This is a genomic window from Pseudomonas sp. UBA6310, from assembly GCF_002438225.1.
Lineage (GTDB): Bacteria > Pseudomonadota > Gammaproteobacteria > Pseudomonadales > Pseudomonadaceae > Pseudomonas_O > Pseudomonas_O kuykendallii.
In genome coordinates, this window is sequence record NZ_DJTK01000066.1 from 81,072 (window position 1) to 95,031 (window position 13,960).

Consider the following 13,960-nt stretch of genomic DNA (forward strand, 5'->3'; position numbering starts at 1 on the left):
GTACCAGCGCCGCCGCGCGCCAACCACCGCTCCGCGGTTCGATAGCCTTCGCCTGGGCTGGCTGCTAAAGTGCCGCCCCTTCGATAAGCAGTCTTTGGAGACTCCTGTGGAAATCGCCTGTCTCGACCTGGAAGGGGTTCTGGTACCGGAAATCTGGATCGCGTTCGCCGAACAAACCGGTATCGACGCGCTCAAGGCCACCACCCGGGACATTCCCGACTACGACGTGCTGATGAAGCAGCGCCTGCGCATCCTCGACGAGCACGGCCTGAAACTCTCCGACATCCAGAAGGTGATCGCCACGCTGCAGCCGCTCGAAGGCGCGCGCGAGTTCATCGACTGGCTGCGCGAGCGTTTCCAGGTGGTGATTCTCTCCGACACCTTCTACCAGTTCTCCCAGCCGCTGATGCGCCAGCTCGGCTTCCCGGCGTTGCTCTGCCACAAGCTGGTGGTGGACGAGAGCGACCGCGTGGTCGGCTACGAATTGCGCCAGAAGGACCCCAAACGCCAGTCGGTGATCGCTTTCAAGAGTCTCTACTACCGCGTGATCGCGGCTGGCGACTCCTACAACGACACCGCGATGCTCGACGAAGCACATGCCGGCATCTTGTTCCATGCGCCAGAGAACGTCATCCGCGAGTTCCCGCAGTTCCCCGCCGTGCATACCTTCGAGGCCCTCAAGCAGGAGTTCCTCAAGGCCTCCAATCGCAGCCTGACGCTGTAATTCCCGCCTGCCTGTGGCGGGCGACCGCTACAGGGCTTCCAGGGTGCGCAGCAGCACGCGCACCTTGGTCTTGGATTCCTCGTATTCCGCCTGCCAGTCCGAGTCGGCGACGATGCCGCCGCCGCCCCAGCAACTGACCTGACCATCCTTGACCAGCAGGCTGCGGATGGCAATCGAGCTGTCCATCTCCCCGCGCACGTCCAGATAGAGCAGCGAGCCGCAGTAGATCGAGCGGCGTGTCGGCTCCAGCTCGTCGATGATCTGCATCGCGCGGATCTTCGGTGCGCCGGTGATCGAGCCCCCAGGGAAGCAGCCCGCGAGCAGGTCGAGCGCATCGCGGCCTTCGGCCAGCTCGCCGCGTACCGCGCTGACCAGGTGGTGCACGTTCGGGTAGCTTTCCAGCGCGAACAGCTCGGGCACCTTCACCGAGCCGATGCGGCAACTGCGGCCGAGATCGTTGCGCAGCAGGTCGACGATCATCAGGTTTTCCGCGCGGTCCTTGTCGCTCGCCAGCAGCTCGCGGGCCTGTCGCTCGTCTTCGGCGGACGTCGCGCCGCGCGGCCGTGTGCCCTTGATCGGCCGGGTTTCCACCTGGCCCTGGCTGAGTTGCAGGAAGCGTTCGGGCGAGAGGCTGAGGATCGCGCCGCCGCCCGCCAGCGCCTGGTAGGCGGCGAACGGAGTGGGGCAGGCACGGCGCAACGCGCGGTAGGCCAGCCAGGGTTCGCCCTGGCACGGCGCGCGAAAGCGCTGGGCGAAGTTCACCTGGTAGCAGTCTCCGGCCGCTATGTAGGCCTGGATGCGGGCAATCGCGGAACGGTACTGCTCGGCGTCGATATCGGCGCGAAACGCGGCGCGCAGCGAGAACGGCTCAGGCTCGGACGTCGTGGGCTGCTCGAACAGGCGGCACAGCCGCTGGCGTTCGGACTCGGCCAGTGCCGGGTGAAACAGCAATTGGCTGGTGCCGAGTTGGTGATCGCTGATCAGCGCCCAGGCGTACAGGCCGAGGGCCGCCGTGGGCAGGTGCAGATCGTCCTGCGCCTGGCTCGGCAGGCGCTCCAGGCCGCGCCCGAAATCGTAGCCAAGGTAGCCGATGAGTCCGCCGGCAAAGGGCAGTTCGACGCCCGCCGGCAGCTCGGCCGGGGCCAGTTCGGCCAGGGCCTGGCGCAGGCGCTGGAGAAAGGCTTCGGCCGGCTCGTCGGCGGCAGGCGTGAATTCCGCCAGCGGCCAGGCACTGAGGATGTCGAAGCGTCCGCGCTCGGCATCCGGACGCCCGGCGTCGAGCAGCACGGCTCCCGGCGCGTCGCAGATCGAGGCGAAGAAGGCGGACGGGTCGGCGCGGTAACCGAGGGCGTGGAGGGAACAGGTCGACATGAGGAGGGGTCAGACGGGCACGGGAGGCGATTGTAGTGCCGCCGTACGCATGATCCTAGCCGCCAGGGGCTTCTTCGGCGGCTGCTGGGGTCGGTTGAGGCTTGATTCGCGGCGATGCGGCTCGCGGTGAGGCCTCGACAGCCCCTAGAATGTCGGAGTCCGAGGAGTATGACTCCGACTAACAACCATAAGGACGAGGACCCAGGCCGTGGACGCAGTTCTAGATCCAGCCTCAAGCAGTCTGTCGCGCTCGAAGCTGTTGCCACCGCAACCGTCCGCGAGCCTTCCCCGGCCCCATCTCCAGGCCCTTCTCGGCGCACCCCCCGCGCGGCTGGTGCTGTTCTGCGCCCCCGCGGGCTTCGGCAAGACCACCGCGCTGGCCGAGCTTGCGGCGTCGCGCAGCGCCGAGGGCTACGCCAGCGCCTGGTATTCCCTGGGCGAAGGCGACGATGATCCACTGCATTTCCTGACTCAGCTGATCGCGGCATTGCGCAGCGCTTTTCCGGGCATCGGCGCCGATGCGCTGAGCTACCTGCGCAACACCATGCAGGTGCCGGTGGCCGCGGTGGTGGAAAGCCTGCTGGCGGACCTGTCCGAGCAGCGGCAGCCGCTGCTGCTGGTGATCGACGACGTGCATCTCATCCAGGACCCCGACCTGCTGGCCGCGCTCAATCGCATGGTGTTGCTGGGGCCGACCGGATTCGTCCTCGCCCTTGGCAGCCGCTCTCTGCCCGCGCTGCGTCTGGCCAGCCTGCGCGCCAAAGGGTTGTTGCTGGAGATCGGCAGCGACGAGTTGCGCCTCAGCCTGGAGGAAACCGGCGAATACCTGCGCGGCGCCGGGCTCAGCGTGGATACCGCCACCGTTGCGGCGCTGCATGCGCAGACCGAGGGTTGGCTGGCCGGTGTACACCTCGCCAGCCTGTGGCTGCACAACCGTTCCGATGACGCACCGATGCCCCGCAACGTCAGCGAACTGGCGGTCGGCGACTACCTGTTGAGCACCGTATTCGAGCAACTGCCGGAGCCGCTGCAGGAGCAACTGCTGGCGCTGGCGGTGGCCAACCAACTGAGCGGCGAACTGGCCGGAGCACTCACCGGCTGCGACGATGGGCAGGCCTTGCTGGAGGAACTGGAGCAGCGCCAGCTGTTCCTCGAACCGCTGGATCGCGCCCGGCACTGGTACCGCTTCCACCACCTGTTCGCGGACTTCCTCCGCGCGCGCCTGCGCCAGCGCGACCCGGAACGCCTCAAGCACCTGCATTTCAACGCCAGCCTGTGGTTCACCAACCATCACATGCAGAACCTGGCGATCGAGCACGCCTGCCTCGCCGAAGACCCGGAAATGCTTGCTGCGCTGGTGGATGGCTGCGGACTGGAGCTGATCAACCGCGGTCAGCTCAGCCAGATCTACCGCTGGCGCCAGCAGATTCCCGACGCCATTGCCGAGCGCTACCCGGTGCTGGTGTTGGCGACTGTCTGGGAGAAGGCGGCCGGCCAGTCGTTGCCCGAGGCCAAGCGCCTGCTCGACGAACTCCTGCAACGCTGGGACGCGGGCGAAGGCGCGCCGTTGCAGCAGGGTTACCTGGCTGCCATGGCGGTGAAGGCGCTGATCGCGCTGCAGAAGGACGAACTTGCGCTGTGCGTGGAACTGGCCGGCAAGGTCGAAGCGCGGCTGGGTCAGCACGCGGCGTTCCTCGAGGTGGCACTGCTGCTTGTCGGCGCGCTGGCGCAGGTGATGCTCGCCCGTCCCGAAGCGGCGCGGCACCTGCTCGCGCTGGCGCAGCAACGCAATCACTTTCTCGAGGGCCGCTACCTCGCGATGCAACTGAGCAACGTCGAGGTGCTGTTGGCCTTGGAGCAGGGCTGCACGCGGCAGGCGCAGCTGCTTTCCGAGCGCCTGCGCGGGCGGCTGATGCCGTGGTTCGGCGACAGGTCCCGCGCGCTGGCGCTGCCCGCCATCACCGAGTCACTGATCGCCTACCAGCAGGCGCGTTACGACGGCCTCGAGGAGCGCCTCGGACGCGCGCTGCGCCAGGTCGATGTGATCAACCCGATCGACCTCTATGCCCAGGGCCTGCTGTTCCTCTCGCGCCTCCAGCGCGCCCGCAACCAGACCCGCGAGGCGCTGGAAAGCCTGGTGCTGCTGCAGGGACTCGCGGTGCGCAACCAGTCCTGGCGCTTCCAGGCACAGGCGGTGGCGGACGAGATCGCGCTGATCCTGCAGCAACCGGCAGCGGACCGCATCCGCCGCGCCGAGCAGCGCTTGAAAATCCTCGACTGGGAGCGTCATGCCGCGCATTACGCCGCGCAGCCGTTCAATCCGGTGCGCTGGAGCCTGGGCGTTAGCCGCGTGCGCCTGCAACAGGCGCGCGGGCAATACAGCGAGGCGTTGCACGAGATCGCCCAGTTGCGTGAGCTGCTGCAACCCGGCTGGCATGGCGTGCAGCGCCTGCGCCTGGAGATGCTCGCGGCACTCAGCCACCAGCGGCTGGGCTATCAGGAGCGGGCGTTGAGCACGCTCGTGCAATGCCTCATCGACGCCGAGCGCGAAGGGCTGCGCAGTCTGTTCATCGAGGAGGGCGAGGCCATCCGGCAGATGCTCCAGCAGCTCGAAGTCACCGAGCGCCAACCGGCGCTGCAGGGTTTCATTCGCGGCCTGCTGACGGTCTGGCCGGGCAGTCCCGCGCGCGAAACGATCGAGTCGCCGGGCGATGACCTCACCGATCGCGAGATGGAGGTCATCCGGCTGGCCGCCACCGGCATGTCCAACGAAGAAATTGGCGTTCGCCTGGCGCTGGCGCTGGGCACGGTGAAATGGCACCTGCACAACATCTACGACAAGCTCAAGGTGCGTAACCGCACCCACGCGATCCGCCGCGCCCGCGAACTGGAGTTGCTCGACGCATGAATGGCCCACTGGCTCAGGTATCCGGATTTCCGCTGCTGCGCACCAAGCTGGCGCCGCTGGACCGCGGGCAGCAGGCGCAGCTGGCACGCAGCGCGCTGGTCGAGCGTCTGTTCGCCGCCCGCGAGCGGCGCCTGCTGATCGTCAGTGGGCCGGCGGGCTACGGCAAGAGCACGCTGCTGGGCCAGTTCGCCGGGCGCCTGGCGGCGTCCGGCGAGTGCGTCGCCTGGCTTTCCTGCGACGAGTCGGACAGCCCGCCGGAGCGCCTGCTGCGCTATCTGATCGCCGCCATCGGTGCGGTCTGCCCCGGCTTCGGCAGCCGCGCGATGGGGCTGCTCAACGATCAGGCCAACTGGCCGGAAGAGGCCCTGCTGGAGGCGCTGATCGCCGACCTGAAGACACTGGAGCGCCCGCTCTACCTGCTGCTGGACGATTTCCACCGGCTCCGCCATCCGTTCCTCGGCAAGGGCGGACGCTACCTGCTGGAGCGCCTGCCGGAGCACGTCCACCTGGTGGTCAGCACCCGTTTCGGGCCGCTGTTCATCGAGGACGATCCGGTGCTCAAGGCGTCGGTGTTCTGGATCAAGGCCGAGGACCTGCGCTTTTCTCGCGACGAGATGGCGCGCTATTTCTCCGAGGTATGCGTGCTCGAGCTGGACGACGCGCAGCTCAAGCAACTGGGTAAACGCTGCGAAGGCTGGATCACCGCTCTGCATCTGGCGGCACTGGGCATGCGCCGGCAATCCGATCGGGCGCGTTTCATCGCCGATTTCTCCGGGACCGAGCGGACGCTGGCGGACTACCTGGAGGAAGACGTGCTCGAGGGCCTGCCGCAGTCGCTGCTGGCGTTCCTCGAGCAGACCTCGCTGCTAGACGAGTTCAGCGCCGAGCTGTGCAACGCCCTGACCGGGCGCCGCGATGCGCTGGACATGCTCCTGCGCCTGCAGAGCGAGCAGTTGTTCGTCATCGCACTGGACGAGCGCGGCGAGTGGTTTCGCTATCACCCGCTGTTCGGCGAATTTCTCCAGGGCCGCCTGGACAAGCGCGGCGACAGCACCAACCTGTTGCAGGCTGCGGCGCGCTGGTGCGAGAGCAACGAGCAATCGGAACGGGCCATCGGCTACGCGCTGCGCGCCCGGGACTACCCGCACGCGGCCGACCTGCTGGAGCGCAAGGGCGCCGGGCTTATCGCCGGTAACCGCGTGTACGGCGTGCTGAAGCGGCTCGAACAGGTGCCCGCCGAGGAAATCCGCGAGCATCCGGTGTTCCAGATCTTCTATGCCTGGCAGCTGGCTTTCGAGCAGAAGTACGCGGAGGCCGAGGCCCTGATCGAGGAGGTCAGCACGCGCCTGATGCAGGGGCAGGGCAGGCCGATGCACTACGGCCTGGCCGAGCTGTTAGCGGCGGCGCAGGTGCTCAAGGCGCTGGTGATGCTCTATCAGGACAAGCTGGAAAGCTGCCTGAAGGTGTCGCGCTACTGGCTGAAACTGGCGCCGGAGAACCAGACGGTGTTCCGCGCCAGCCTGTTCTGCGTGCAGGCTGCCGCTTTCGGTCTGCTGGGCGACTACGGCGAGGCGGCCAGCTCGATCGCCCGGGTGCATGAGAACCTCAAGGAGGTGAACAGCGAATACCTGCTGGCGCTGACCAGCCTGATCGAGGCGCTGATCTGCAAGGAAAGCGGCGAGCTGGAACGTGGTCGTTCGATCGCCGAGGCGGCGCGCGGCCGGGTCGAACGGGTCTTCGGCGCCAACAGCCGGGTAGGCGGCCCGCTGGCGCTGGCCTATGCCGATCTCCTGTACGAACAGGATCGGCATGCGTCGATCCTCGGCGAGCTGCCGGCGGCGAACACCTGGCGCGATGTGGCGACGCCGCTGGAGCTGTTCAGTCGCGGCCAACTGGTGATGGCGCGGACGCGGTTCTTCTCCGGCGATACCCGGCAGGGGCTCGGGCAGCTGGATGCCTGGCTCACCGGCTTGCAGGGCTCGGGGCACGAGCGCGTGCTGGCGCTGGGCATGGGCTGCAAGGTGCAACTGCTGCTGTGGCAGCGCCAGCTTGGCGAGGCCGAGCGCATCTGCCTGCAGCTGGCGCGCCTCATGGAGGGTCTGCCGGCCGAACGCTATCCCGACGCCTGCACCGCGCTGGCCCTTTCACAGGCGCGCCTGGCGCTCAGCGAAAGGCGCCCGGAGAAGGCCCAGGCCGTGCTGGAAAGCAGCCTTGCCGGCGAAGCGGCCGAGCACCAGCGCGATCGTCGGCTGCGTCTGTCGCTGCTGCTGGCGGTGGCGTACTGGCGCAAGGGCTATCTGGAGAAAGCCTTCGCGTTGTTCCAGGTTCATCTGGAAGACGCCTGGAGCCGGGGCTACCGCCGCGCCTTCCAGGACGATGCGCTCTGGCTGTTGCCGCTGTGGGAGGCCTGGAAGGTGCAGGAGCCGCTGCGTGCGAGTGCCTGGGAAGGGCTCGGCGAGCTGCTGCGCGGGCAGTTCGCGCGGCTCGGCATCGACCCGGACACGATCGACGAAAACCAGGACGTCAGCTACCGCGAGCAGGAAATCCTGCGTTTCGTCGCCGCCGGCATGTCCAACCGCGACATCGCCCAGGCCGTGCACCTCTCCGAGGCGACGATCAAATGGCACCTGCACAAGCTGTTCGCCAAGATGGGCGTGCGCAGCCGCACCCAGGCGGTGCTCAAGGGCAAGACGCTGGGCCTGATCAGCGAAGGCTGAGAGGGCCGGCGCCGCGGGGCGCCAGCGGGTTCAGTCCTTGTTCGGCACGTGGCCGAACAGCGATTGCGCGAAGCGCACGCGCTCTTCCGGACTTTCCTGAACGTCCTGCTCGGCCAGTTGCGCGAGGTGCGCCTCGACGGCGTGGGTGCGCAGCGTCAGGCCGCAATCGTTGGCGATCTGGATGTTCAGGCCGGGGCGGGCATTGAGTTCGAGGATCAGCGGGCCCTTGTCCTGGTCCAGCACCATGTCGACGCCGATGTAGCCCAGGCCGCACAACTCGTAGCAGCCGGCCGCCAGGCGCATGAAACCGTCCCAGTTCGGCAGTTGCACGCCGTCCACCGCGTTGGTGGTGTCCGGGTGCTTGGTGATCTTGGCGTTCAGCCAGGTGCCCTTGAGGGTGATCCCGGTGGCGAGGTCGACGCCGACACCGATCGCGCCCTGGTGCAGGTTGGCCTTGCCGCCGGATTGCCGGGTCGGCAGGCGCAGCATGGCCATCACCGGGTAGCCCATCAGCACGATGATGCGGATGTCCGGCACGCCTTCGTAGCTGATGCTCTTGAAGATCTGGTCCGGGGTTACGCGGTATTCGATCAGTGCGCGGTCGCGGTGGCCGCCGAGGGAGTACAGCCCGGTGAGGATGCTGGAAATCTGGTGCTCGATTTCCTCGTGGCTGACGATCTTCCCGGATACCGTCTTGTAGCGGTCCTCGAAACGGTCGGCGATCACCAGAATGCCGTCGCCGCCGGCGCCCTGGGCCGGCTTGATCACGAAATCGGTGCGCTCGCCGATGATCTCGTCGAGCTTGTCGATTTCCTTCTCGGTGGTGATCACCCCGTACATTTCCGGCACGTGGATGCCGGCCTCGATGGCGCGCTGCTTGGTGATGATCTTGTCGTCGACGATCGGGTACAGGCTGCGCTTGTTGTACTTCAGCACGTAGTCCGCGTTACGCCGGTTGATGCCCATGATGCCGAGCGCTTCCAGGGCCTTCCATCTCTTCCACAGACCGATCATGGCTCAATCCTTGAGAAAGGCTTTGAAGCGGAACAGCTCGGTCAGGCGGTAGCCGCGGTAGCGACCCATCGCCAGCATGAAGCCGACCATCACCAGCAGGATCGCCGGGAAGGTGAACACGAAGTAGACCAGCTGCGGCACCATCATCAGCAGGTGCGCCAGGGTCGCGGCGAACAGCGTGCCGATCGCCACCTTCATCGCGTGGCCGGCGCCGCGCTCTTCCCAGGTGATCGACAGGCGCTCGATGGTCATGGTCAGGATCACCATCGGGAACAGCGCCACCGACAGCCCGCGCTCCAGGCCGAGCTTGTGGCTGAGCAGGCTGATCACCGCGATCAGCGCCACGACGAAGGTCAGCACCACCGACAGCCGCGGCAGCATCTGCAGCTTCAGGTGTTCGAGGTAGGAGCGCAGCGACAGGCCCAGCGCGGTGATCAGGGTGAACAGCGCGATGCCGAAGCCCAGCTGCGTCTCGCGGAAGGCCAGGGCGATCAGCACCGGGGTGAAGGTGCCGAGGGTCTGCAGGCCGATCAGGTTGCGCAGGATGAGGATCACCAGCACGCCGATCGGGATCATGATCATGATCTGGTAGGTCTGCTGGGTCTGCAGCGGCAGGCCGTAGAGCGAGTATTCGAGAAAGTCGACGTCGGTGTTCTCGTCGGTCAGCTTGGCCAGGCGGATGGCGTTCATCTCGCTGTTGTTCAGGGTGAAGTTGACCTGGATCTTCTTGCCGCCATCCAGCGTCACCAGCGGCTCGTCGCCGGTCCACCACATCAGGCGGTCAGCCGGCAGGCCCTGTTCGCCGGTCTCCGGGTTGAAGTACAGCCACTTGTCGCCGTTGAAGCTGCGCAGCCAGAGTTCCGGGTTCTGCGGTTGGTCGGCGATCAGGCGGAGGGTGTGCACGCGCTCCATCGGCACGTGGGCGATGGACAGCAGCAGGTCGACCACCTTGGCCTTGTTGACGGTGGACTGGTCGCCGCCCAATAGCAGCTTGACGTTGTCGTCGTTGACGTTGTTGACCCGCTTGATGGTCTCGCCGACGAAGGTTTCGACGTCCGCCGAATGCTGGCGAATCGGCGCCATCAGTGCTTCGGCGGCGATCTTCTCGGGCCCATCCACGGGGATCTGCTCGTCGCGGAAGATCGGCCCCTTGGGCTTGAGTTGCTCGCCGCTGTAGCGCTTGGTCAGTACCAGGCGGTAGTAGAGCGTCTGGTTTCCCTTGGCACGGCGCGCCGACCAGGTCACCTTCCGGTTGTCGCCGGTGCGGTTGATGCTCACGCCATAGTTGTTGGAGATGAAGCTCTCGTTGAGGCTGACGTAGTTCTGGTTCAGCGGCGGAACGAACATCTGCACCTTGACCGGCTCATGCGGCGTGGCGACGAACTCGACCTTGGCATCGATGTTCCACAGATCGTCGGTTTCGTCCTCGGTTACCGGGATGCCGAGGATGAAGATCTGGTAAGCCGTAATCAGAACGCCCAGCGTCACCAGCACGGTGATCAGGACTTTCAGATGCAGGGTAAGAGAGCGCATGGGGTCTACTCGGCAGAGATTGAGTCGGCACATCCGGGCTTGCCGGCGGCGTACTTGAGGCTGGGGTCGACCAGCGCATCGAAGCGCTTGAGCGCCTCGGAGCCGATCAGGAGCGGGTATTCGAAGGCGCTGCGGTCGGTGAGATTGACCTCGATGTCGCGCCGGGCGCGGCCCATGCAGACACTCAGCTCGATCACCGGGCGCGCGGTGTAGGTCTTGCCCTGTTCAGGATCGTAGTCGCCCGAGCGGCGCTTGATCTTGCTGATCCGCGCCAGCGGTCGCTCGATGGGATGGGCATGGGCGTCGTCGATGGCGAGGTAGAAGCGTACCCAGGATTCGCCGTCGCGCTTGAAGCGCTGGATGTCCCGGGCGCTGAGTGAGGCGGTCTTGGCGCCGGTGTCCAGCTTCGCCGCCACTTCCAGATCCAGTTCGGCGAGGCGCGCGTGCTCGTTCAGGCCGTACACGGTCTTCTCACCGGCGAAACCCGCGTCGGGCGCAAGGAACAGGCAGAAGAGGGAAGGAGCGAAGGGCTTGAATCTCATACGTCCTGGATGATCGCGGCGGCGGGTCGGCATGACCGGCGGGGGGCTGGAGCCTTTGTTCTCGGGGCTCGCGGGCATGGCGGGCATCATTCCTGGGCAGCGCAAGCGGTGGGCATTCTAGCATGCTGATTTTCTGCGGTGACAGACGCAAATAGGCCGCAGCAGCGGTGGTTCTGGCCATGGCGTCTTTCGGTCATTCCGAAAGATTGTCAACAATCCGATGATCGCGTTTGACTGAATAGGGTCTTCAAGCGTAATTTTGCTCGAACCAAACCTTGCTGGTGTCGACAATATGCTGGAAGCCGCCGATATCAATCCAACCGTTGCGGACGAGTCGGAAACCCTTTCCGAACACGTCTTCCGGCGTATCCAGGCGGCCATCGTCAAGGGCGAGATCGCTCCTGGCAGCAAGATCTCCGAGCCGGAGCTGGCCCGCGTCTACGGCATCAGCCGCGGCCCGTTGCGCGAGGCGATCCACCGGCTGGAAGGCCAGCGCCTGCTGGTGCGCGTGCCCCACGTGGGTGCTCGCGTGGTTTCGCTGAGCTACGCCGAGTTGATCGAACTCTACGAAATCCGCGAATCTCTCGAAGGCATGGCCTGTCGCCTGGCCGCGGAGCGCATGAGCCAGGCAGAGATCGACGAGCTGCGCCAGGTGCTGGACATGCACGAGCGCGACGAGGCGTTCCAGGCCGGGCTGGGCTACTACCAGCAGGAGGGCGACTTCGATTTCCACTACCGGATCATCCAGGGCAGCGGCAACCGCACGCTGACGCAGATGCTCTGCGGCGAGCTCTACCAACTGGTGCGCATGTACCGCATCCAGTTCTCGGCGATACCCAATCGCCCGCGCCAGGCCTTCACCGAACACCACCGCATTCTCGACGCCATCGCCGATGGTGACGGAGAGCTCGCCGAACTGCTGATGCGCCGTCACATCGCCGCGTCCAAGCGCAACGTCGAGCGCCATTATCCCAGCGCCCATCCGGGCACCCAGGAAACAACGACAACAAGAGGTCAGCCATGAGTCATGTATCTGCCGGGCAACGTTTCCGTGACGCCGTAGCCAGCGAGCACCCGTTGCAGGTGGTCGGGGCAATCAACGCCAACCACGCGCTGCTGGCCAAGCGTGCCGGCTTCAAAGCGATCTACCTGTCCGGTGGCGGCGTGGCGGCGGGCTCGCTGGGGGTTCCCGACCTCGGCATCACCGGTCTCGACGACGTGCTCACCGACGTGCGCCGGATCACCGATGTCTGCGACCTGCCGCTGCTGGTGGATGTCGACACCGGCTTCGGCTCCTCGGCGTTCAACGTGGCCCGCACGGTCAAGTCGATGATCAAGTTCGGCGCCGCCGCGATCCACATCGAGGATCAGGTGGGTGCCAAGCGCTGCGGTCACCGGCCGAACAAGGAAATCGTTTCCCAGCAGGAAATGGTCGACCGCATCAAGGCCGCGGTGGATGCACGCACCGACGACAGCTTCGTGATCATGGCGCGTACCGATGCGCTGGCGGTCGAGGGCCTGGAGTCCGCGCTGGAGCGTGCCGCGGCGTGCGTGGAGGCGGGGGCCGACATGGTCTTTCCCGAGGCGATCACCGAGCTGGACATGTACAAGCTGTTCGCCGAGAAGGTCCGTGCGCCGATCCTCGCCAACATCACCGAATTCGGTTCGACCCCGCTGTACACCACGCAGGAGCTGGCCGGCGCCGATGTTTCCCTGGTGCTCTACCCGCTGTCGGCCTTCCGCGCGATGAACAAGGCGGCGGAAAACGTCTACACGGCGATCCGCCGCGACGGCACCCAGAAGAACGTGGTCGACACCATGCAGACGCGCATGGAGCTGTACGAGCGCATCGATTACCACGCCTTCGAGCAGAAGCTCGATGCGCTGTTCGCCGCCAAGAAGTGACCGATCGGGCCGCGTATCGAGCAGGCGGCACCGATGAACAACAAGAACATCAACCGGATCAGATGAGGAACAACCCGCGATGAGCGCAACCCAAGAGACGACCACGCCGGGCTTCAAACCCAAGAAATCGGTGGCCCTGAGTGGCACCGCCGCCGGCAACACCGCCCTGTGCACCGTCGGCCGTACCGGCAACGATCTGCATTACCGCGGCTACGATGTACTCGACTTCGCCAACCGCTGCGAATTCGAGGAAATCGCCCACCTGCTGGTGCACGGCAAGCTGCCCAACGTGGCCGAGCTGGCCAGCTACAAGGCCAAGCTCAAGGCGCTGCGTGGCCTTCCGGCAGCGCTCAAAGCCTCGCTGGAACAACTGCCGCCGTCGGCGCACCCGATGGACGTGATGCGTACCGCCGTCTCGGTGTTGGGCTGCGTATCGCCGGAGAAGGACGACCACAACCATCCCGGCGCTCGCGATATCGCCGACAAGCTGATGGCCTCCCTGGGGTCGGCGCTGCTGTACTGGTACCACTTCAGCCACAACGGCAAACGCATCGACGTGGAAACCGACGATGACTCCATCGGCGGCCATTTCCTCCACCTGCTGCACGGCGAAAAACCGCGCGAGTCGTGGGTGCGTGCGATGCACACCTCGCTCAACCTTTACGCCGAGCACGAATTCAACGCCTCCACCTTTACCTCGCGGGTAATTGCCGGCACCGGTTCGGACATCTATTCCTGCATCGCCGGCGCCATCGGCGCGTTGCGCGGTCCGAAACACGGCGGCGCCAACGAGGTGGCCTTCGAGATCCAGAAGCGCTACGACAATCCGGACGAAGCCGAGGCGGATATCCGTGCCCGCGTCGAGAAGAAGGAAGTGGTGATCGGCTTCGGCCATCCGGTCTACACCGTGTCCGATCCACGTAACAAGGTGATCAAGGAGGTCGCCCGCGAACTCTCCGTCGAACAGAAGAACAGCAAGATGTTCGACATCGCCGAGCGCCTGGAAACCATCATGTGGGACATCAAGAAAATGTTCCCCAACCTCGATTGGTTCAGCGCCGTGAGCTACCACATGATGGGCGTGCCCACCGCCATGTTCACGCCGCTGTTCGTCATCGCCCGCACCTCGGGCTGGTCGTCCCATGTGATCGAGCAGCGCATCGACGGCAAGATCATCCGCCCGAGCGCCAACTACACCGGTCCCGAAGACCTGAAGTTCGTGCCGCTCAAGGATCGCCCATGATCA

The 13,960-nt window shown here is 65.8% G+C and carries 10 protein-coding genes; 6 read left to right on the top strand and 4 right to left on the bottom strand.

The genetic code is table 11. From position 1 onward, the window contains the following. The first annotated feature begins 106 nt into the window (after positions 1-106). Positions 107-724, top strand: coding sequence for a bifunctional phosphoserine phosphatase/homoserine phosphotransferase ThrH (thrH, locus tag B3E91_RS15980; RefSeq protein WP_273231548.1), 618 nt, complete (start codon positions 107-109; stop codon positions 722-724). A 27-nt stretch (positions 725-751) separates the two neighbouring features. On the opposite strand, the gene pabB is transcribed toward thrH, so the two are convergent. Further along, positions 752-2,095, bottom strand: a complete 1,344-nt coding sequence (gene pabB, locus B3E91_RS15985) for an aminodeoxychorismate synthase component I (protein WP_287030440.1) — start codon at positions 2,093-2,095, stop codon at positions 752-754. Positions 2,096-2,303: 208 nt separating this feature from the next. Between pabB and B3E91_RS15990 the strand changes: the two genes are divergently transcribed. Together B3E91_RS15990 and B3E91_RS15995 are read left to right on the top strand one after the other, a co-directional pair. Next, a complete protein-coding gene (locus tag B3E91_RS15990) occupies positions 2,304-5,003 on the top strand; it encodes a LuxR C-terminal-related transcriptional regulator (RefSeq protein ID WP_287030441.1) in 2,700 nt (899 codons plus the stop codon). After that, on the top strand, positions 5,000-7,720 hold the full coding sequence (locus B3E91_RS15995; RefSeq protein ID WP_287030442.1) for a LuxR C-terminal-related transcriptional regulator: 2,721 nt from the start codon (positions 5,000-5,002) through the stop codon (positions 7,718-7,720). Before B3E91_RS15990 ends, B3E91_RS15995 begins: the two co-directional genes overlap by 4 nt. Positions 7,721-7,750: 30 nt before the next feature. Here the strand turns inward: B3E91_RS15995 and B3E91_RS16000 are convergent, their stop codons facing one another. Genes B3E91_RS16000 through B3E91_RS16010 form a run of 3 tightly spaced genes read right to left on the bottom strand, consistent with a single transcriptional unit; the run spans position 7,751 to position 10,809 of the window. Continuing rightward, positions 7,751-8,731, bottom strand: coding sequence for an alpha-L-glutamate ligase-like protein (locus tag B3E91_RS16000; protein ID WP_286785021.1), 981 nt, complete (start codon positions 8,729-8,731; stop codon positions 7,751-7,753). 6 nt (positions 8,732-8,737) lie between these two features. Continuing rightward, positions 8,738-10,267: an inactive transglutaminase family protein gene (locus B3E91_RS16005; protein WP_287030444.1), complete on the bottom strand. Its 1,530-nt coding sequence runs from the start codon at positions 10,265-10,267 to the stop codon at positions 8,738-8,740. Between the two features lie 5 nt (positions 10,268-10,272). Next, entirely contained in the window at positions 10,273-10,809 is a 537-nt protein-coding gene (locus tag B3E91_RS16010; RefSeq protein ID WP_090231088.1) for an ATP-dependent zinc protease, read from the bottom strand. 292 nt (positions 10,810-11,101) lie between these two features. On the opposite strand from B3E91_RS16010, the gene B3E91_RS16015 reads away from it, so the two are divergent. The 3 genes from B3E91_RS16015 (at position 11,102) to prpC (ending at position 13,957) form a co-directional block, all read left to right on the top strand. Continuing rightward, a complete protein-coding gene (locus tag B3E91_RS16015; protein ID WP_273231543.1) occupies positions 11,102-11,833 on the top strand; it encodes a GntR family transcriptional regulator in 732 nt (243 codons plus the stop codon). After that, entirely contained in the window at positions 11,830-12,714 is an 885-nt protein-coding gene (gene prpB, locus B3E91_RS16020) for a methylisocitrate lyase (RefSeq protein WP_273231542.1), read from the top strand. The genes B3E91_RS16015 and prpB overlap by 4 nt, the downstream gene beginning before the upstream one ends. Before the next feature lie 79 nt (positions 12,715-12,793). After that, positions 12,794-13,957, top strand: coding sequence for a bifunctional 2-methylcitrate synthase/citrate synthase (gene prpC, locus B3E91_RS16025; RefSeq protein ID WP_090230985.1), 1,164 nt, complete (start codon positions 12,794-12,796; stop codon positions 13,955-13,957). Positions 13,958-13,960: the final 3 nt, after the last annotated feature.